Here is an 18,486-nt window from a genome sequence, read left to right as displayed (position 1 = left end):
ATTAATTAGCTTTCGTAATATATTCATTAGGAACCCATTCTAAAAGCGGTACATACCCCTTGACGCCTTTGGGCGCGACACGCATTTTGTTAAAATAAAAGATATCCCTTTCCTTAGCCATAAGATCCTGGCGGCGCCCAGATGGAAACAGGCGCAGCGAAACGCCATGACGTTTTGCCAGAACACCTAAGATAAGCCCCCCACAATCACACAGCGCGCCTTGTTCATTTTTCTCCTGATACGCCAGCCAAACTTCCTTTACGCAATCTTTAAAGAAAAGAAAACCACTCATATTGTCACTGATTAGCGTTGGTGTGATTTTATTTTTAAGAAGTTTCGCGCATAATATTTTCGCTCCGGACAAATGTGGCCGCCCTTCCAAAACCACAATACTTTCCGCTTTTTCTTGGAGAAGACCTTTCAAGAATTCATCGCGAATTAATCCATGCAACAAAATGCAAGAACGCTTACTATTAATTAACATTGATGGCAATGGCCTCTTTAATAAAATCGCGCGTAACGACATCAAATCCCGGATAAAAACCTTTCACTGCTTTTGGGGCAATGCGCTTACGGTTAAATTCTAATAATTCTTTCTCATCGCGAATTTCAATAGGAATATCGTCGCCTTTGGGAATTTTATTCGACGGCTGAGTTAAGGCATAAAACGGAACATTGAATTCTTTGGCCAAAACAGCGATTTGATATGTTCCGATCTTATTGGCAAAATCTCCGTTAGCGCAGGAACGATCAGAGCCGACGATCACCATATCGATCAGGTGATTGCCGAACAAAGTTCCGATGGCATTATCAGCGATCAACGTCACGTCAGCGCCTATTCTTTGCAGTTCCCAACACGTTAATTTAGCACCTTGTAAAAAAGGACGCGTTTCTGTAGCAAAAAAGCTAATTTGTTTTTTCTGCTCCTGACAAATGGATGCTGCCATGGCGAGCTCACCGCTCACATTACAATGTGTTAAAACACGACTTCCCTCTTTCATTAATTCGGCAATACGATTTACTCGTTCCAAACGACGTGCGCGAATTCCGGATAAAAATCCGTTAATATTCTTTTCCAAAAACGATACCAAATCTTTTTTTTCTTGAAGAGCTTGATTGGCCCAATGCAAAACCATTCCCGTCACTTCAGAAAACGGAAAAGTCGGACGGCTGGCGTTTAGGGCTTGGGCAGCTTTTTGAAGAGCTTCAAAAAGCTGCCCAGAGTCTTTTTTCTCGCTTTTTTTAAGAACAACCAAAAATGTGCTTAATACAACCAAAAACTGTCCAAAGGCGCGCGTCTTCATCTGACGGATAACGTCCACCGCCGCTTTGACGCTATCCACTTTTACATAGTGAAGTTTTTTGGGAATCAATGTCTCGTCTAAAACGAGAAAATAACTTCCTTTAAACTGCACCGGCCAAAATAGTGGAGATTCTTTCATGAATTATTTATTCTCGAGTTTCTTAACCCAATTTAAGGCGATGGAGATCATCGCCCCTTCCGCCATATAATAACCGGGATTTAAGAATCCCATTTCGCCGGTAATAATGTTGTCACTTACTGCTAAAATCGCGACAGCCCGCACTTTATAAAGTTGAGCCAGCGTTAAGAAAACCGACGTGACCATATCTACCGCGATCGCATCTTTCTTAATAGCGCCGTTGACCACGTCTTTTGTCTCGCGCAAAATCGCATCCGTCGACCAAACTTTACCCGTATGGACATTTAAGCCCGACTGCTTGGCAACATCGATCAGTGTTTTTGTTGCCGCGCTATCCGCCTGGGGCTGAAAATTGCTATCCACATAATACGGCGTTACGCCGTCACCACGCAAAGCACTGTCCGCAACGATCAAATCTCCGACCTTAATATCTTCGCGTAAAACACCACAGCTTCCGATGCGGATCATATATTGCGCTTCGGCGTTACACAGAATTTCCGTCGTAATCGCCGTATCTGCCGAAAAACGTCCGCCATTGATCGCGGTAATTTTTGTTCCGGCATGCATTCCGGTATACATCGTATATTCCATAAAAGAAAAATTCTTAACCGGATTTTCGATCTTTTTAAGCAAGCTATCCAGCCGCTCTTTGGGCCCGGGAACGATGGCATATTTTCCAATATCGCTTGGACGAAGCTGAACCATGCCCATTAAGTCTTTTCCGGTTAAATGAATATCACGCTTCATTTCTGACATTGTCTAATCCTCTCTTTAATAGTTCTTTATCGATCTTCCCCGTTCTATTCTTTGGCAAAACATCTAAAATTTCAATCTCATGCGGAACTTTAAAATGCGCCAAATGCTCACGCGCGAAATAACGTAAGTCTTCCGCCGAAACGCTTCCCTTTTCTTTCAAAGAAACAAATGCCTTCACCGCTTCTCCACGCAGCTGATCAGGAATTCCGACAACCGCCACTTCAAAAACGGCCGCGTGTTTATGCAAAGCCGCTTCCACTTCCGGCGCGTAAACAATTTGTCCGCCGACTTTGATCATCTCTTTCTTGCGTCCGACGATATACAAGTATCCTTCTTGGTCAAACCGCCCCAGATCACCCGTATGAAACCAACCGTTACGGATGAGTTCTTTGTTCGTTTCCGGATCTTTATAATATCCGTCCATCACCACCCAGCCGCGAATAACAACTTCGCCAATTTCTGTGGATTTAACTTCAATATCATTTTCATTAACAATTTTAATCTCACAATGCGGCGAAGGCTTGCCCACGCTTTCAATTTTATCGCTTCCTAAAGGCGTTACGGTATTAGGCGGACAGGTTTCGGTCATACCCCAGCCGTTTAGAAAACGCGCGTTAGGGCAATACTGGTGAAAACGGCGCAACAACTCCGGAGAACTAGGTGCGCCAAAAACAACGATCCAGCGCAAAGAAGATAAGTTAAATTTCTCAATTTCTTTTAACATCAAAAATGCCGTATACATCGCCGGTACAACATGAAAACATGTAACCTTGTATTGTTCCACATTTTTCAAGAATTCCACGGGATGAAACCGTTCCATTAAAATTAACGTGATCCCGAACATCAGGCAATTTTGAATATAAATAAGCCCGGCGATATGGCTAAGCGGAAGCGCCGATAATTTCACATCTTTGTCGGACAAATCTACAAAATGTTCCATCGCCTTCGGAGAACCGTTGAGATGACGATAGTTAAGCAAAATTCCCTTTGGCTTTCCGGTTGTTCCGGACGTATACATAATCAGCGACGGGTCTTGGTCATTAACATCAACGGCCGGCGCCTGAGCTTTTGCCGATGAAACAATTCTCTCGAATGAGATCGTTCCGGGAATTTCTTCGCCCAGAACAATAATTTTGCTCAAGCTGGAAACATTATTTTGGACATCGCGAAGAAGAACATCATTATTTTGCTTGGCGATCAAAAACTTGGTTTCAGAATGATCTAAACACGCCGTTAACTCATCAATCTTTAACATAAAATCAAGAGGAACAACGACCGCGCCTAACGAAAAAAGAGCTAAATAGCTGTACACATATTCCGGGCAATTTGGCAAAAAAATAGCAACTTTATCACCTTTGGAAACACCGCAGGCTTTAAGCGCGTCGACTAGCTTAAAGACATTATCGCGCAGCTGGCTGAAGGTAATTATGTTATTTTTGAAGATAACCGCCGGTTTTTGAGCAAAAACCAGCGCTCTATCCTCTAGCAATTGCTTAACTTTCATAGAAAACCCCCTAAATAGTTAAATTTTACTAGTCTGATTTTAATACGCAATTCCCCTTTGTCAAGAAAATATTACAGATAAATACTTATATATAAAGGAGCTGAAAAGGTAGGGTTTGGATGAACTATTCGAGAGTATCAATAAGGCGGTCGATGGATTTTATTTCTGCGGTCACTAGATCTAACTCGTGTTCCAAGATGATCTGGAGATGAACATCGGCTGATTTGATGGTTGATTTCATTCCCTCTAAGTCGCGGCGAATTCTCCTCAAAAGAATAACCCTGGCTTTCAATCTGCGCCAGGCAATTTTCCGGTCAACGTATTGCAAGAAATATAGCGCCAAATCAACGTTAAAATACGGCCTTTCGATAGATAAAAAGCTTTCATTGATCAGGTGATTAAAGATCTTTTCGCCTTTTGGCGTGATGCTGTAAACAAATTTTTCCGGCCATTTCCCTTCCCGCCCGACATCTTTATTCACCAAACCTAATTCTTCCATTTTCTTTAGAGGATAATAGATAGATTTGATCTTTAAGCCGATAAATGGAAATAATTCGTCTTCGATCTGGCGTTTAATTTCGTAGCCATGTTTTGGACCGCGCATCAGTAAACCTAAAAAAAGAAGTTCGTGTTCGATCATGGGAATAGCTAAAAGTTTGGATTTGACTGACGGTTATATTCGACTAATTTCTTCGCTACAATATCAACTTCAGGCGTTCGGCCGGCAAATTCAACATGCCCGCTTATAATAATGATCGGCGTTTGAGACGGATTAATAGCGCAATGAGCATACTCTGCAAATTTACTTGTTTTATTGACCTGGACCGGAACATTGGCGATTTTCGAGGCAACCCGTATCGCTTTTTCTGTCTGCGAGCAATCTTGGCTTGGTTGGATCAAAATATCAACTCTAACCATAAGTTTTCTATTTGATAGCGGGAAATGCCTGGCTTAGCCTTGAGAATAATATTTCTGCAGCGGTCGTTTTAGCTGATGGGCTCAGCGAAGCAATTTCAATTTTTGTTTCGCTCGGGCCAAGGCTCAAGAAAAAAACCCCAACTTCGGTCGTTGGAATACTATTAGGAATATTCATCAGGACAATACGGCTTCGCTTCCGGTCTTTAATAAAAACTGTCAGCTTCACTTCTTCAGCGCTCACGCTAGCGTTGGCGTTGGCATCGTCATCCGCATCGGTTAAAACGGGAGCGGGAACACCGGCGGCCGCAATCTTTAAAACCTCATTAAAGGAATCATCGAAAGAGCACGGAAAGGTTTTTGAAATAGCATCAACGCGGGAATCTTCAAGAGCCCTCGTCGAAGAGCCCCAAAGCGCTTTAGTTACTTCGGTTACGCGGGCACAGCCGGTCAAGATAAACACTAAAGCAATTAAAACGGATAATTTCTTCATAGTTAGCTCAATTTTATCAACGTGACGAGAAAATCTCTGTCATTTTTATTAAGTCAGCGATCGGTAAAAACAAGGGGTCAACTTTATGGTCACCATTGGCGTCTTTATATTTTACGCCATAGGGACTTTTCGGCGCGCCTTGAGGAAAATATTCGCGATTATTTAGCAGTTCATCCAAAGACAACCACTGTCCGGACTTCTGTTGCGCCTCTTGCCACTTAACATTAATAACTTCCCTGTTTTTCTCTTCGACGCTTACAGCCTTTTCATGGACAATGCCTTCTCTTCCATGAGCCTTGGCCATGATCACTAAATATTCTTCTCGCGTTAAAAAGGCTTTATGGTTCCATCCTTTTAGCGGCGCGATCCCGATGCGATCTAACAATTCCACGCAGTCGCTCGGCAACGCCGCCGTTGGCAACAATTGATCCATGCGCATTTGACGCACCAACTCAACCGCAAATTCCTCTTGTGTCAAGCGTTGCGGCTCCTCCTGGTCCTGTGCCAAGGCACTCCCTAAGAATATAAGCGTTGCCACCGCTGCAAACAACAATCCGAAACTAAAAATATTTTTTTTCATGAGATTAATATTTTACCGTAAACGTAGCGCTGTATCTGTTGTCGATATACCCTTCTTGTTCAAAATCGGTATCGCGCTTGGTATATTCGTATTTCAAATCAAGCGTCAACCATGATTTAATTTTACGAACGATGTCAAATTCCAAGCCTTGAACACGCGTATTTTTATGCACTTTGGGCTGACCGATCAAAACATCCGAAGCCAAAAAATCTTGATCTTCGTAAGAATAGCTAAGTCCCGCCGACGTTTTTGGGCTGATCACATGACTGACCCCTAAAACAGCGGCATTGCTGGTGTATTGCGTATAATCACTTCTTAAAGACGGATTTCTGGTGCTAAGATTTATCGCAAGGTTAAGTTTTGTATAAACGGAAAAAATTGTTTCCGCGGAAAACTTGTAGTCGATGTTCGCGTCATCCATATTGGAGTTTTCTTCCATATCGATATCCGCAAAACCAATTTCTTGTGTTAGTTTGATCAATCCCGGAATTTTCTCCGTCACCCCAACGAATAGCCGCTGCGTTGTCGAAGCCTTCTCAACAGTTTGAGAAAAATCAATGCGGCTATATCCAAGCCCTAAGAATCCAACTAAACTTTTCTGGGGTGTAAAATTATATTCCAACTGCGAAGAAATACCCACGCGTTTATTATCAATAAAGTCATCATTGGAGCTATCCACAACATCGAGAAATTGATAATACGTATCCGCCTTTAGTGTATATGACGGGCTGAGCTCATATTTGACTTCGACGGCCGGAGTATTTTGAATATAACCTAAAGCAAAAACACGGTCTCCTAAAGTTGTGGAGATCTTGCTGTCGCCAAGCCAATTATAATCATCGCGCAAACCTATCGAGACATTGCTGAACGGACGGTAGGAATAAAGGACATTGGCAGAATGCCCCAAAAGCCCTGTGGCTTCTTGATCATAATAAGCATAATTTCCCGTGTATCCCCACTCGAAATAGTAGTTTTCTTTTGGAAGACGATAGCTAAGCCCCTGAGTAAAAACCTGGCGGAAATCAGAATCTTGCCTGTCCTCGACAGAGAAAATATTGTCGTCATATTCAATCTTAAAACGGCTCGTATATTCAATATCATTGAGAAAATCAAAAATAGGCAGAAGAGGCTTTGTAGCCGGACCAGAAAAGGCAGGGCGAACAAAACAACAAAAAAGAAAAGCCGTAGAAAGCATCAGGAAACGTTTTGATTTCATAAGTAAAACTTAAAACTATTGACCAGAGAATAAATATTAGTAGTTAGTATAGCGGAAAATATAAATCAGTGTCAAATACTATTAAGTTTTCGATTTAAAAAAAGAGCGGCTCCGGCGTTTTGCCGGAGCCGCTCTTTACACTTCTCTTTAAAATTTCTACTACTTCCCTTTACCCTTTGATTCGTTGTTTAATTGCGCGACATCATTCACTGCGCCGCAATCAACGCACGCATCTAAATTTAGATCCGCTGGCGGCTGAGGAATATTCGGATTAACAATCACGACATTGTTGCCCGGAATAACATGCGCATTATCCGGTTTAACCGGTTTGGGCTTAAGGCCCGGCCATGGTTTCGGAATTAAATAGTTGCCGGTACAATTGGGCTGGCCAATATAGCATCCATGCCCCGGATGCACTCCGCCGCCACCACCGCCACCGTTGCCACCAGACCCTCCCTGAGGCTCGATAAACGACCCCGGAACAATATCGCCACCGGGAATTCCGCCACCATCTCCGGCTCCTCCTGTCGTCCGAGCCAGAATAAATCCTTCATTGCCGTTTCCGCCGGATGCAAAAGCGCCTTCAAACCCTCCCTCTTCTTCTTGCATAACTTCTTCAAAAAGATTTGACGAATCGCCGTCATAATTCTCAACGATCTTTTTCCAATCTTTCCCTTCAGTTGAAGAATTTCCGAGAGTTTGATCAATGCGGCCCGACCATTGATTCATGTGATCTAAATCATCCTGAGATAGATCGGAAAGATCACCCAAGCTACCGTCATCGCCAACTTCGATCCCTTTTCCTTCTAAAACATCGGCTGTCGTTGTCACTTGGCCTAGGCTAAGCCCGTTAACGTACACAGTATTTTCTTTAACCTTAAATTCACTTTTGCTGGTAACAATAGATTCCCATGCTGTCCCTCGTACGCCGGCAACAGCTTGAGGCGTGACAATTTCAAAGCGAGAACCTTCCTTTAGCCCGCGGATCCTCGAAAACACGCGCCCCGCTGATATATTCACCTGCTGAAAATCACTTCCGATCTTGATCTCGGAATTCGGACCAACGCTGACAATATTTTTTTGATCAGCATCAAAGGCAATATCGCAGTACGAATCATCAGAAGTCTTGACGGCCGCATTTGCGTTAAGGCTTAATCCTTTTGAAGCTGAAATCCATTCTTCCCCTGAAAGATTGATGGAAACATCTCCTTGGACATAGACGATTTGAGGCGTGTTTACTCCGGAAGGCTCATCGGCAGCATTAACAGAAAAAGCAATTCCCACACAAAGAAAGAAAGCAAGAAGAAAAACCTGCAGAAAAACATATTTTCTTATCATTGACCAGTTTACTCCTTTTTGATTTGTTTTTTAAAAACAGAAAGACTGCAAAGGTAGGATAACTATAACCTTTAAAAACCCCATTGTCAAGACGAGAGAACTATTTGACTGGTAAAAAGGGATAAACGGAGATTTTAAGAATTTTAAGCTTTTTTAGGAGAGTAATTGCAGGATGGCGCTTTTCTGCGCATCCGGATAAGAGGAAAGGATCTGAACAACTTTTGCTGTAATTCTGGCGCAGGAAAAAGATGTTCCTTCTTGTTGCTGATGATGACCGTCCGCATAAACATCGCTATCTTTACTGGAATACGGAGCCACCTTACCGTGGCGATCGATGGCTCCGACTGAAATAACAAAAGGACAGGAAGAAGGAAAAGCGGGCTTTATATCTTTTTTCGCTTTATAAACATATCCACTCGCATCACTCGCAAAATGACTTGCCATCGTATGATTGCCGCTCGCCGCAACAAAAATAATTCCATGTTTAACCGCCGCATTCGTGATAGCCTTTTCAAGAACTTCATCAAACCGCATCACTAAAGACATATTGACGATATCAACACGATTATCAACCGCCCATTTGATCGCCGCAAAAACAGCTTCCCTGGAAGGAACGAACTTTCCCTGTTGTTTACTACAAACCTGAAGCATAAAAAGTTTAGCGCTAGGATTGTCTTTTCGGATCAACTTTGCGATTTGCGTTCCATGATCCAAGGGGTCAATATTGGCAGGATAATCCGTAAAGCTTATAGATCCATCCACGTAAGCTAGCGCGCCGGAATCGATGATCGCTACCTTAATAGCGTCCTGCGCGTAAAGGCTTGGCAAAAATAGCGCGCAAAACACCATCAGCGCGATAACCGTTATTCCTAATTTTTTAAGCTTTTTTTCCATTTTTCTCTCCAAAACAAAAGGCGCCTGCCCTTTCCGTGGCTATGATAAGGGCAGGCGCCTTCAAACGATCTCCAACGCCAAAAAAATGCCTACTCATGAATAAGGAGTAGGCGCCATAAAAAAACCCAACCGGCAACTGACTATCCGTCTTTGACTTGCGCCAAAGGTGTGGACTCTATAGTTTTGCGTCCCATCCTTTCGGATGGTTTGCCCTTATCAATCGAGTGTTATTCGACTGTACCTAATTGTCAACTTAAGTATAGCCGATGAAATGCCAAATGGCAAGTTGGCAGGGATTTTTTTTGAGGTAAAAGCCTGTGTTCCTGGGAAATCGGTTTCCGTGCTAAGGCGCTTTGGAGGGTAATTTTACAATGAGTGGGAAAAGGTAACTTTCTTCAACTTTAATCCTGGCAAGCACTTCGCGATGAAATTGCAGGAAATCTACGGGAAAACTACGCCAATTGGTATCCAGGACTTCTCCGGAATGTTTTTCAAAAAAGATAAGGAACTTTATTTTAATATCCTTGAGATCGTGGGTTAAAAATTCGATCATTTTCTCAGATTCTCGGTCTGAGCGAAACAGCTCGCGCAATCGATCAAATAACTCCTTATCCTGATGGTTAAAATGGACTAAAAGAATAGCCTCCATTTCACGAATAAACGGTTTTGCTTGAAGATAGGAACGAGCAACCAGCTGAGTCCTGTCAAAAATATCTACAATAGCCTGATGGCTCACCCTAAAGCCAGAAACTAACTCTTCGGACACGCCTCACCCCTATCATCCATCGCCCTCTTTTAAAACAACAAGAGTAAAATCATCATGATAACGCGCCTTGCCGGCAAAAATCTTGATTTCCCCTTCAATTGCCCGCAGAACATCTTTCGCCGCTTGCAAACGTGTTTTCTTCAAAATAGAAAAAAGCCGCTCTTCACCAAACTCTTCTTTCTTAGGATTCCGCGCCTCTAAAACACCATCCGTACACAAAACAATTTCATCCCCTTTACCCAAAATAACCTCTTCCTGTGAAAATTCCGCCCCGGACATTAGCCCAAGCGGCATTCCACCGGAGAATTCAACTTTATGGATTTTATTCTCCGCCCCCTGAAACAAGATCGGCGCCACATGGCCAGCGCTCGACATAGAGATTTTTTTTGATCTTGGGTCAAAAACCAGATAGACCGCCGTTATAAATACATTGGATTTGCTATCTTTAACGATCTCCTCATTTAGCCGAGTCAACAAGCTACTCGGCTCCTCAATCTGATGGACAAGCATACGAAAAAGCGAGATCGCCTCCGCCATGACCAAGGCCGCACCGACGCCTTTACCGGACACATCACCGATCAAAACTCCGATCCTCTCATTTTCCAAAACACGCATATCATAAAAATCACCCCCAACATGTTTTGCGGGCGTCATATGTGCCGCGATCTGTGCGCTATGAAATTTCTCAATAGGAAGAGGTAAAAAGCTTTCCTGGATCGTTTTGGCGATCGATAATTCTTTTTCTAAAAGTTCACGCTTTTTCCCTTCCTGGAACAAGTCATAGATCGTTACGCCGATGTAAGCAAGGCCGGTGACCATCAAGGGATAAAAAAGATCGATCCAGATCCCAAAGAAAATAAAAACACCGAACGCAACCGCCGCAAATACGGCGGAATAAAATACAGTTGCCGCCAAAGCAATGATCGGCTGATTCTTTTTAAGAAAATGTGTTGCCAAAACGATCAGTAAAAATACAAAAAGAATGATACAGTTTATGGTTCGCCCGGCGCGATGAATATATCGATCAAGCAAAATACTATTAAGAACATTCGCGTGCAAACCGACCAGCGGATAATTATTCTGAAAAGGAATAGCCTGCAAGTCGGGCGTTCCCGTCGCTGTTAACCCAACAAAACACACCGAATCTTTCAAGCTGTTTAAATCAATGCGCGGTTTTTCTCCGTTTTGTGCTTCTTGCCAGGCGGCCAAAATATCCACATAAGAATAATGACGAAATGTATCCTGCCAACGCCCCGCGTAATTGACCAGCATGGAGCCATTGGGAAGCGTTGGAATCTTCAGCTTGTTACCAATCGAAATAAAACCGCCAGAATAGCTGATCGGCTCAAAAGGGATCCCGAGATAATCACAAGCCATGCGCAAGGTGATCTGGGGATAATTCTTACCTTGAAATTGGATAAATAAAGGCGACCAGCGGGTTTTCCCATCGCTATCTTTAAAAGAATTGATGTGTCCTGAGCCGGCAATAACGGAAGTAAATCTGGGCAAAAGCGGCGCAACAATATTTTGAGCACTTACAAAAGCATTTGATTTTTTCTCTTCGTCAGGCTGAAGAACAAACGGAAGATAAACATTTCCCGCATTTTTTATCGACGTATAGAATTTATCATCCTCTTGGCTCGCGTCGGTAAAAATAAGATCAAACATCACCTGCCTAACACCGCTTTGCTTTAAAACATCGATAAGGCTAGCATGAAAATCCCTCGGAATAGGCCAAAAGCCTAACTGCTGAATGCTGTCGTCGGATAATTCAATGAGGACAATTTTATCGGAGAACGGTTGGATCGGGCGAGATTTAAAACGTAGGTCTAAAAAAATGTTTTCATAAGGGTCAAGTATCCGGCTATTAGAAATCAGCACAACGAGGACAAAAAAGAAAAATAAAATAACGGGGCGCCAAATTTGATTTCGTAAATGCAGAGGTAGCAGTGGAGGTTTTGAGAACATCTTTTAAGGAATTAAGACAGCGGCGTTATTTCTTTTCCTTTGGCTTGTATAAAAGCTTCCAAGGATTTACTTTTAGATCGCCGCTTAATTCTTCGAGGTTTTTACTTGCCAGATTGAGATTGGCCACAATATCATCTAGGGCCTGACGGTTAACGGTTAGCCGTTCGTTTAAGTTTTTCGCGATCCCATCGAGAGATGTCGCGATCGAATCCCCTTTAGCCAACAGGCGTTCAAAATTAACCGGCTCAACCCCAACGATAACAAAACCGGGCTGCAAAAACGAAGTTTCTTTTTCACCGGCCGTTAACTCAACATACTTTTCGCCTAACATGCCCATGATCTTGATATAGGCTTGCGCCCCTTCCCTTAGCTTGGCTTTTTCATCCAACCAAACGGTAAGTTCCATTTTTGTTTCGCTGTCATAAACTAATTTGATGTCTTTGATAAGGCCGATCTCCAGGCCGTTAAGACGCACCGGAGCGTTTAATTCCACCCCATCGATGTTATTAAAGTAGATCTTTCCCTCATAGCCTTTTTTTGTAAAACTAAAACTGCCCACTTGAAATGTTAAAACGAGCAGCATCCCCGCCACGATGGTCACCATGATCCCGATTTTCATTTCATTTGTTATCTTCATAAAATCTCCTTAAGTTTATGATTCCAGAAAATTATTCCTTGATCAAATCCTCGAGAAGCCCATCGCCTTTGTCGATAAAATTGACCGGGCCCTCGGTTTCGCCTTTGATAAATTGCTGAACCATTTTATTTTTTGAATTTCTTATTTCATCGGGCGTGCCGATCTCCAAAACCTGTCCGGCATGAAGCATGGCAATGCGGTCCGCGATGCGAAAAACACTGTTCATATCATGAGTAACGACCACCGAAGTGATCAAAAGTTTTTTACTGAGATCAACGATAAGCTTGTCGATCACCGCCGAGACGATCGGGTCAAGGCCGGCGGTAGGCTCATCGTAAAAAACGATCTCCGGATCCATAGAGATCGCCCGGGCCAAACCAACACGTTTTCTCATCCCGCCCGAAAGCATGCTGGGCATCAAATGTTCAAAGCCGCGCAAGCCCACCAATCCTAATTTCATCCGCACAACAATGCTAATGATATGCGGATCAAGCTTTGTATGTTCTTTTAAAGGCAAGCTGACATTATCTTCAACGCTAAGAGAATCAAGTAATGCCGACGATTGAAAAGACATCCCGAATTTTCTCTGGATCTTTTCTTTCTCGGCGGATGTCAGCGTTGTCAGGTCCCGACCCCCAAAGAAAACTTTTCCCATGTCGGGCGTTAACGCTCCGATCATATGGCGCAACAGAGTGCTTTTCCCACATCCCGAACCGCCCATGATGACAAAGATCTCGCCTTCGTAGATATCAAGATTCACTCCGTTTAAAACCTTGCGGTTATTAAACGATCGGTGCAAATCCCTAACGGAAATAGCGATCTTTTTCTGTTCCATTTTATAAATTTGAGAAATAATAAATACCGGTTAAAATACAATCCGCTAAAATGATCAAAATAAAACTGACCACCACGCTTAATGTTGTCGCCTGCCCTACGCCCACCGCGCCTTCTTTTGTTTTCAATCCTTGGTAACAGCCTACCAAAGCGATAATGGCCGCAAAAACGAAAGATTTTGAAAGCCCCGTGTAAATATCTTTGAGCGATAAAAACTTCAATGTCGTTTGAATATACAGCGCTGAATTGATCTTCAGATTAAAAACACCCATCAGATATCCGCCAAACATCCCCGAAAAATCCCCAATGATCGTTAAACACGGCAACATTAAGAATAAAGCCAAAAATTTTGGAACAACTAAAAAGCGCACTGGATTGATCGCCATTACTTCTAAGGCTTCAATTTGCTCGGAAACCTTCATAGAGCCGATCTCTGCCGTGATCGCGGCACCGATACGCCCGGCAATCACAAGCGCGGTTAAAACAGGGCCCAGCTCACGACACAAAGAAACGCTGACCAAGCTTGATACATAGACCGTCGCCCCAACCTGCGCCAATTGATAGGCCGCCTGCATGGCGAGAACAACGCCGGTAAAAAATGTCACGAAGAAAACAATGATGATGGAGCGCGTTCCCATAAAAACCATTTGCTCAAAAACGCGCAGACGATTGATGGGCTTTTCTCTAAAAGGCGCCACGCAGATCCAGAAAAAAGTATCTGAGGCAAGCTTACTGAAATCTGTCACAACAAAGACCCAGTACTTTACAACACTTCCAATCTTCTCGAAGAATTTCAACATAATCCTATATGGCTTTAAAAGCCTCTGCCTGTGTTCGGTGGATAGAGAATAGTTTATCTAATTTTGTAATTTCGAAAAGACTGCGAATCTTATCAGACATTTGCACCAAGCTTAACTGCCCCTGGATCTTCTTGAGCCTTTGCATCATCTCAATAAGGGTTGCCAAACCGGAACTATCGATATAAGAAACTTTCTCAAAATCAATAACGATCCTGGATTTGCCTTTATCCATAAGTTCCTGAAAGATCTTGCGCATCTGCGGAGAGGAATCCAGATCAATTTCTCCGTCGATAGCAACAACGACGAAATCATTATTTTCTGTTTGAGTAATTTTCATAAAAGCCTCCTTAATGACTTTTTTCTTTTTTAGAAAGGTATTTGATCATGTGGACACAGCTTCCCTTTTTTTCGTACCGAACTTTGTCCATTAATTTATGGATCAAAAAAACACCGCGTCCGCATGTTTTTATTAAATTTTCTTCCTTTGTAGGATCAACGCAATGCGAGAAATCAAAACCACTGCCCTGATCCCGGACAATGATCTCAAGATATTTCTCGGCTTTAATAACTTCCGCCTCAATATTCAACTGAATATCGCCCTTATTACCGTGTTTAATGCCATTGATCAACGCTTCTTCAAAACAAAGCTTAATGTCAAATAGGTCCGATTTGTTTAGCTTAAGGTCATCAAGCGTGCTTAAGACCTTTTGACTAGCGTCCTTGATCTTCCTTAAATCACTCGGAAAACAAAAGTGCTCGCTGTGTCTATTTTTTAAGGCGAACATAAAGATCTAATCCTAAATTTTCCTAAATATCTTAGTTACTTTTTTGAAAAATTTTTTGGCGCTAGTGAAGAAATGAGATTACGGCTTGAAACAATGCCGATCAGTTTTCCGCTTTTAACGATCGGGAGATGCCGAAAAGGAGATTGGCACATGATCTCATGGATCTTGTTAAGGCCGTCTTTGATGTCGGCCGTCACAACTTCCGATGTCATGATCTGCTTGATCTTGATCGTCTTTGCCGATAATTGCTTACAAACAACCTTACGCACAATATCTCTTTCGCTGACAATGCCGACGATCTTTTCATTCTTTAAAATGACAACGGCTCCGATATTGTGGTCGCGCATAAGATTCGCGACGCTTAACGCCGTATCTGTTTCTTCGGCAACAACAACCCCGCTTGATATCGTAATGGCAAATCCGGTTTCCTTTAGCATCCTTCTCCCCTTTTAAAAAATCACCGATTAATAAAACGTAAATACCGCGTTTAAAATATCATGCCGGCCGATAATGCCGATCAATTTCCCTGATTTTACGACCGGAAATCCGTGGATCTTTTTTTTAAGCATAATATGGAGAATAACATCTAAAGTTGTATGCGGAGAAACAGTGATCACTTTCGTTGACATGATCTCTTTTACTTTTCGTTCGCGAAATTGAAAAACCTGTTCATAAAAATCTGTTTCTTCTTTTTTGGACGATTCATCAATAACACGCAACAGATCACTGATCGTCAACATCCCAACAATATTCTTTTTTCGGTCAACGACCGGAAGGCCGCTGATACGGTCACGTAGCATAAGATGAGCAACTTCTTTCACTAAAGTATCTTGGGTGACATTGACAACAACTTCGGACATGAGGTCTTGGGCGAGAATTTTCTGGAAATTAACTTTAACCTTCGGCGATCGTTTTTTTGTCATCAATAAGATTTATCCCAAAAGTTCAAACTGTCGGTGACGAATTTCTTTTCGCTTTCAGCTCTTCATTTTCTTTTTCCAAAAGGCCAAGCAGCTTCTTTGTTTTTTGCAATTCTTCTTCCAGGGCCGCCATTCCCTCTAATTTTGATTTAAAATCGGCGCAAATTTTCTCCAGGCCGCCTGCCTGAGCGCGGTTTTTAGCTAATTCATACTGAGCCAGCTGTTCTTTTTCTTCGAGTTGATTGTTGAGCTCGTGGAGCTTCTGTAGTTCCGAAACATCAACGCCCTTGATCTTCAATTGCTCGTTCTCAGCCCGGAAACTTTCAATGGTCTCTAAAAGCTCGTCGATTTGCCGCTCATAATCTTCTTTAATGCCCGCCGCCGCATCAAGCAACTGTTTCACGCGAACAGCCGTATTTTCATTTTTTTCTTTAAGGGTTGAAAATTCTTCATTTTGATTGTTCAGCTTGTCTTGGATCTCGCCTATTTGCACACGCAAAGAAGCATTTTCTTCTTGCAACTGCGTATTTAACTGCGCTAATTCCCGAACACTGCTTCCGCTTTTTTCCTCGGCCATCGCCAGTGCTTCGCCGAGCTCTTCAATTTTAGTTAATTGCCCTTCGGATTCTTTTTGCAATAATTCGTTTTGAGTTTTTAGCTGGTTTAGGTTTTCCGCCGCGTCGTTTTCCTTTTGCCCTAATTTCACTTCCATATCACTGAGAGCATTTTGCAACTGAGTTATCTGTGTTTGATAACTTTCTTCGTTTTTCTTTAAAACTTCGCCCTCTTTTTTCAGCTCATCAATGACTTCAAGGGCGCCGCGGGCTTGCTCATCAGCTTTTTGTTGGACCGCGCTCAATAAGCCTTCTAGTTCTCCGGCCTTCGCCTTGACGGCTTCTTGAGCTGATAAAAGACTGTCACGTTCCGACCTTAAATTTTCAATGAGCGCTGTAGTTTCACTGGCTTGAACATCAAATTTATTTTGTAGCTCCTCGGTGATCACGCGAAGCTTTTCAAGTTCTTTGTAGGCTTTTTCTTCGGTTTGGCGGGACAGTTGAAGATGATCTTGCGTGGTTTTTAATTCAGTTTTTGCGGCACTTAATTCTGCTTTCGTTTTTTCTTCAGATTCTTTTAATTGATTAAAGTTTCTTTTTAATGTTTCAAATTCTAGGCGAGCAACGACCGTACTGGCATTAGGGATGGCAAAAAAACCCTTAAGCGCTAACGAAATTCCAATAACAAATAGGGTGACTCCTAAAACAGAAAGTACGATCATCACCATATTAACCGCCTCGCCTTTTATTTATTTGCATGACTAACGTTTTCTTATGATATTTCCTATATCGCTTCCGGCCTCAGACCCAACATCATAGCCTTTTCGTGACAGAACATCAGCGATTTTCTCGCCGATCCTTTTCGCTGTTTTGGGATCTTGGATCATCTGCTGAGCCATCTGCGCATATTCCTGGATCTTTGTCTGACTGTAATGAGATAAGAATTCTTCAGATGCCTTAACCATATCCTGATTTTGTATTTTGGCATCGTGCATCATAATAACACTTTCCGCCGCCATATGGACATACTCATCTTCGGTCATGGCCCAGGAGAAACTCACCGATGCGACAATCAGCAAAAGCGTCAAAATAAAAACTTTGGGCAATTTCTTAAAGGTACGCATGTTGACTTAAATATTTCCCGTAATCTTTAATGGAATCCTCTAGTGTCATCATGGCTTTTTTATAGCCTGTTTTTCGCAGCTTTTCCATATCCGCTTGAGTAAAATACTGATACCTTTGTTCCAGCCCTGGCGGCATATCAACATATTCGATATTGGGTTTTTTCCCGACGGATGAAAACAATGCACCGGCTAGATCGTTCCATGTTCGGGCTTTCCCCGTTCCGACATTATAAATACCGTGCAATGTCGAATTATTCAGAAAATACATCACAATATCAACAGCATCTTTGATGTAAATGAAATCACGTTTTTGTTCACCGTGCGCATATTCTTTTTTATACGACTTGAACAGCGACATTGTTCCTTCGCTGGCAACGCGCGTATAGGCCTTAGCAACAACACTTTGCATATCGCCTTTGTGATATTCGTTGGGCCCGAAAACATTGAAAAACTTAAGGCCGACAACCTTATCGATCACGCCGTTGTCTAAAACCCAAAGATCAAATTTCTGCTTTGATTCGCCGTAAAGATTTAAGGGCCGGCATCGGCGCGTTGACTCATCCGCATCGTTATAGCCGCCAGAGCCATCTCCGTAAGTTGCCGCCGAGCTCGCGTAGATCAAGCGGACCTTTCTTTTTAAGCACCATTTTGCCAAATCGCGCGAGTAGAGAAAGTTATTCTCCTCAAAATACTGGGCGTCCTGCAAAGTCGTTGAGCTGCACGCGCCCATATGGATCACGCAATCAATATTCCCTTTTACCTTATCATCCCTGATAAGTTTAATAAAGTCTTTTTTGTCAAAAAAATCAGTAAATTCTTTTCCTGCTAGGTTTTTTTTCTTTGGATCGGCATCCCCCGCAAGCTCGTCAACGATCACGATATCTTTTTTTCCGGAAGCGTTTAACACGCTCAAAATACAGCTTCCGATAAATCCTGCCGCACCCGTTAAGACTATCACGA

General features: G+C 42.7%; 23 protein-coding genes and 1 riboswitch. All 23 genes read right to left on the bottom strand.

The features are described 5' to 3' along the window. Position 1: 1 nt before the first annotated feature. A complete protein-coding gene (locus tag WC676_08190) occupies positions 2–484 on the bottom strand; it encodes a hypothetical protein (protein MFA5060590.1) in 483 nt (160 codons plus the stop codon). Next, a complete protein-coding gene (locus tag WC676_08185; protein ID MFA5060589.1) occupies positions 474–1,442 on the bottom strand; it encodes a hypothetical protein in 969 nt (322 codons plus the stop codon). The genes WC676_08190 and WC676_08185 overlap by 11 nt, the downstream gene beginning before the upstream one ends. Positions 1,443–1,445: 3 nt before the next feature. Continuing rightward, complete coding sequence (locus WC676_08180) at positions 1,446–2,198, bottom strand: hypothetical protein (protein MFA5060588.1); 753 nt, start codon at positions 2,196–2,198, stop codon at positions 1,446–1,448. Next, a complete protein-coding gene (locus WC676_08175) occupies positions 2,179–3,702 on the bottom strand; it encodes an AMP-binding protein (protein MFA5060587.1) in 1,524 nt (507 codons plus the stop codon). The genes WC676_08180 and WC676_08175 overlap by 20 nt, the downstream gene beginning before the upstream one ends. Before the next feature lie 124 nt (positions 3,703–3,826). Then, positions 3,827–4,342, bottom strand: coding sequence for a PadR family transcriptional regulator (locus WC676_08170; protein ID MFA5060586.1), 516 nt, complete (start codon positions 4,340–4,342; stop codon positions 3,827–3,829). 8 nt (positions 4,343–4,350) lie between these two features. Beyond that, complete coding sequence (locus tag WC676_08165) at positions 4,351–4,620, bottom strand: thioredoxin family protein (protein ID MFA5060585.1); 270 nt, start codon at positions 4,618–4,620, stop codon at positions 4,351–4,353. A 7-nt stretch (positions 4,621–4,627) separates the two neighbouring features. Next, complete coding sequence (locus WC676_08160) at positions 4,628–5,110, bottom strand: hypothetical protein (GenBank protein ID MFA5060584.1); 483 nt, start codon at positions 5,108–5,110, stop codon at positions 4,628–4,630. 16 nt (positions 5,111–5,126) lie between these two features. After that, positions 5,127–5,690 carry a hypothetical protein gene (locus tag WC676_08155; protein ID MFA5060583.1) on the bottom strand — a complete coding sequence of 188 codons (564 nt, stop codon included), beginning with the start codon at positions 5,688–5,690 and terminating at the stop codon, positions 5,127–5,129. Between the two features lie 4 nt (positions 5,691–5,694). Next, positions 5,695–6,906, bottom strand: coding sequence for a hypothetical protein (locus WC676_08150; protein MFA5060582.1), 1,212 nt, complete (start codon positions 6,904–6,906; stop codon positions 5,695–5,697). A 159-nt stretch (positions 6,907–7,065) separates the two neighbouring features. Then, the gene (locus tag WC676_08145; protein MFA5060581.1) at positions 7,066–8,244 is read right to left on the bottom strand and encodes a FecR family protein; all 1,179 of its coding nucleotides are present in this window, start codon (positions 8,242–8,244) and stop codon (positions 7,066–7,068) included. A 153-nt stretch (positions 8,245–8,397) separates the two neighbouring features. Further along, a complete protein-coding gene (locus WC676_08140; GenBank protein MFA5060580.1) occupies positions 8,398–9,138 on the bottom strand; it encodes a S8 family serine peptidase in 741 nt (246 codons plus the stop codon). Between the two features lie 128 nt (positions 9,139–9,266). Beyond that, positions 9,267–9,360, bottom strand: a riboswitch (cyclic di-GMP riboswitch). A 121-nt stretch (positions 9,361–9,481) separates the two neighbouring features. Further along, positions 9,482–9,904: a hypothetical protein gene (locus WC676_08135; protein MFA5060579.1), complete on the bottom strand. Its 423-nt coding sequence runs from the start codon at positions 9,902–9,904 to the stop codon at positions 9,482–9,484. A 12-nt stretch (positions 9,905–9,916) separates the two neighbouring features. Next, positions 9,917–11,872, bottom strand: a complete 1,956-nt coding sequence (locus tag WC676_08130; protein MFA5060578.1) for a CHASE2 domain-containing protein — start codon at positions 11,870–11,872, stop codon at positions 9,917–9,919. 25 nt (positions 11,873–11,897) lie between these two features. Then, positions 11,898–12,509, bottom strand: a complete 612-nt coding sequence (locus tag WC676_08125; protein MFA5060577.1) for an MlaD family protein — start codon at positions 12,507–12,509, stop codon at positions 11,898–11,900. Between the two features lie 31 nt (positions 12,510–12,540). After that, complete coding sequence (locus tag WC676_08120; protein MFA5060576.1) at positions 12,541–13,344, bottom strand: ABC transporter ATP-binding protein; 804 nt, start codon at positions 13,342–13,344, stop codon at positions 12,541–12,543. A 1-nt stretch (position 13,345) separates the two neighbouring features. Beyond that, on the bottom strand, positions 13,346–14,143 hold the full coding sequence (locus tag WC676_08115; protein ID MFA5060575.1) for an ABC transporter permease: 798 nt from the start codon (positions 14,141–14,143) through the stop codon (positions 13,346–13,348). 4 nt (positions 14,144–14,147) lie between these two features. Then, positions 14,148–14,480, bottom strand: coding sequence for an STAS domain-containing protein (locus WC676_08110; protein ID MFA5060574.1), 333 nt, complete (start codon positions 14,478–14,480; stop codon positions 14,148–14,150). Positions 14,481–14,490: 10 nt separating this feature from the next. Further along, a complete protein-coding gene (locus tag WC676_08105; GenBank protein MFA5060573.1) occupies positions 14,491–14,928 on the bottom strand; it encodes an ATP-binding protein in 438 nt (145 codons plus the stop codon). 35 nt (positions 14,929–14,963) lie between these two features. Further along, the gene (locus WC676_08100; GenBank protein MFA5060572.1) at positions 14,964–15,365 is read right to left on the bottom strand and encodes a CBS domain-containing protein; all 402 of its coding nucleotides are present in this window, start codon (positions 15,363–15,365) and stop codon (positions 14,964–14,966) included. Positions 15,366–15,392: 27 nt separating this feature from the next. Then, positions 15,393–15,851: a CBS domain-containing protein gene (locus WC676_08095; protein MFA5060571.1), complete on the bottom strand. Its 459-nt coding sequence runs from the start codon at positions 15,849–15,851 to the stop codon at positions 15,393–15,395. 22 nt (positions 15,852–15,873) lie between these two features. Next, positions 15,874–17,130 (bottom strand): hypothetical protein, encoded by a 1,257-nt coding sequence (locus WC676_08090; GenBank protein MFA5060570.1) that lies wholly within the window; start codon positions 17,128–17,130, stop codon positions 15,874–15,876. Between the two features lie 33 nt (positions 17,131–17,163). Beyond that, the gene (locus WC676_08085; protein ID MFA5060569.1) at positions 17,164–17,526 is read right to left on the bottom strand and encodes a hypothetical protein; all 363 of its coding nucleotides are present in this window, start codon (positions 17,524–17,526) and stop codon (positions 17,164–17,166) included. Next, positions 17,513–18,484 (bottom strand): ADP-glyceromanno-heptose 6-epimerase, encoded by a 972-nt coding sequence (gene rfaD / locus WC676_08080; GenBank protein ID MFA5060568.1) that lies wholly within the window; start codon positions 18,482–18,484, stop codon positions 17,513–17,515. The genes WC676_08085 and rfaD overlap by 14 nt, the downstream gene beginning before the upstream one ends. Between the last annotated feature and the right edge of the window lie 2 nt (positions 18,485–18,486).

This window comes from Candidatus Omnitrophota bacterium (assembly GCA_041649175.1).
Taxonomy (GTDB): Bacteria; Omnitrophota; Gorgyraeia; order Zapsychrales; family JBAZNR01; genus JBAZNR01.
This window is presented reverse-complemented; position numbering and strand designations above follow the sequence as displayed.

What these genes read in the sequence shown, in the direction of transcription:
- WC676_08110 (MFA5060574.1), bottom strand. Translation starts at nt 14,480, where the DNA reads ATGAAAATTACTCAAACAGAAAATAATGATTTCGTCGTTGTTGCTATC.
- WC676_08160 (MFA5060584.1), bottom strand. Translation starts at nt 5,110, where the DNA reads ATGAAGAAATTATCCGTTTTAATTGCTTTAGTGTTTATCTTGACCGGC.
- WC676_08120 (MFA5060576.1), bottom strand. Translation starts at nt 13,344, where the DNA reads ATGGAACAGAAAAAGATCGCTATTTCCGTTAGGGATTTGCACCGATCG.
- WC676_08125 (MFA5060577.1), bottom strand. Translation starts at nt 12,509, where the DNA reads ATGAAGATAACAAATGAAATGAAAATCGGGATCATGGTGACCATCGTG.
- WC676_08150 (MFA5060582.1), bottom strand. Translation starts at nt 6,906, where the DNA reads ATGAAATCAAAACGTTTCCTGATGCTTTCTACGGCTTTTCTTTTTTGT.
- WC676_08100 (MFA5060572.1), bottom strand. Translation starts at nt 15,365, where the DNA reads ATGCTAAAGGAAACCGGATTTGCCATTACGATATCAAGCGGGGTTGTT.
- WC676_08175 (MFA5060587.1), bottom strand. Translation starts at nt 3,702, where the DNA reads ATGAAAGTTAAGCAATTGCTAGAGGATAGAGCGCTGGTTTTTGCTCAA.
- WC676_08180 (MFA5060588.1), bottom strand. Translation starts at nt 2,198, where the DNA reads ATGTCAGAAATGAAGCGTGATATTCATTTAACCGGAAAAGACTTAATG.
- WC676_08085 (MFA5060569.1), bottom strand. Translation starts at nt 17,526, where the DNA reads ATGCGTACCTTTAAGAAATTGCCCAAAGTTTTTATTTTGACGCTTTTG.
- WC676_08095 (MFA5060571.1), bottom strand. Translation starts at nt 15,851, where the DNA reads ATGACAAAAAAACGATCGCCGAAGGTTAAAGTTAATTTCCAGAAAATT.
- WC676_08115 (MFA5060575.1), bottom strand. Translation starts at nt 14,143, where the DNA reads ATGTTGAAATTCTTCGAGAAGATTGGAAGTGTTGTAAAGTACTGGGTC.
- WC676_08105 (MFA5060573.1), bottom strand. Translation starts at nt 14,928, where the DNA reads ATGTTCGCCTTAAAAAATAGACACAGCGAGCACTTTTGTTTTCCGAGT.
- WC676_08140 (MFA5060580.1), bottom strand. Translation starts at nt 9,138, where the DNA reads ATGGAAAAAAAGCTTAAAAAATTAGGAATAACGGTTATCGCGCTGATG.
- WC676_08170 (MFA5060586.1), bottom strand. Translation starts at nt 4,342, where the DNA reads ATGATCGAACACGAACTTCTTTTTTTAGGTTTACTGATGCGCGGTCCA.
- WC676_08190 (MFA5060590.1), bottom strand. Translation starts at nt 484, where the DNA reads ATGTTAATTAATAGTAAGCGTTCTTGCATTTTGTTGCATGGATTAATT.
- WC676_08165 (MFA5060585.1), bottom strand. Translation starts at nt 4,620, where the DNA reads ATGGTTAGAGTTGATATTTTGATCCAACCAAGCCAAGATTGCTCGCAG.
- WC676_08130 (MFA5060578.1), bottom strand. Translation starts at nt 11,872, where the DNA reads ATGTTCTCAAAACCTCCACTGCTACCTCTGCATTTACGAAATCAAATT.
- WC676_08145 (MFA5060581.1), bottom strand. Translation starts at nt 8,244, where the DNA reads ATGATAAGAAAATATGTTTTTCTGCAGGTTTTTCTTCTTGCTTTCTTT.
- WC676_08090 (MFA5060570.1), bottom strand. Translation starts at nt 17,130, where the DNA reads ATGGTGATGATCGTACTTTCTGTTTTAGGAGTCACCCTATTTGTTATT.
- WC676_08155 (MFA5060583.1), bottom strand. Translation starts at nt 5,690, where the DNA reads ATGAAAAAAAATATTTTTAGTTTCGGATTGTTGTTTGCAGCGGTGGCA.
- WC676_08185 (MFA5060589.1), bottom strand. Translation starts at nt 1,442, where the DNA reads ATGAAAGAATCTCCACTATTTTGGCCGGTGCAGTTTAAAGGAAGTTAT.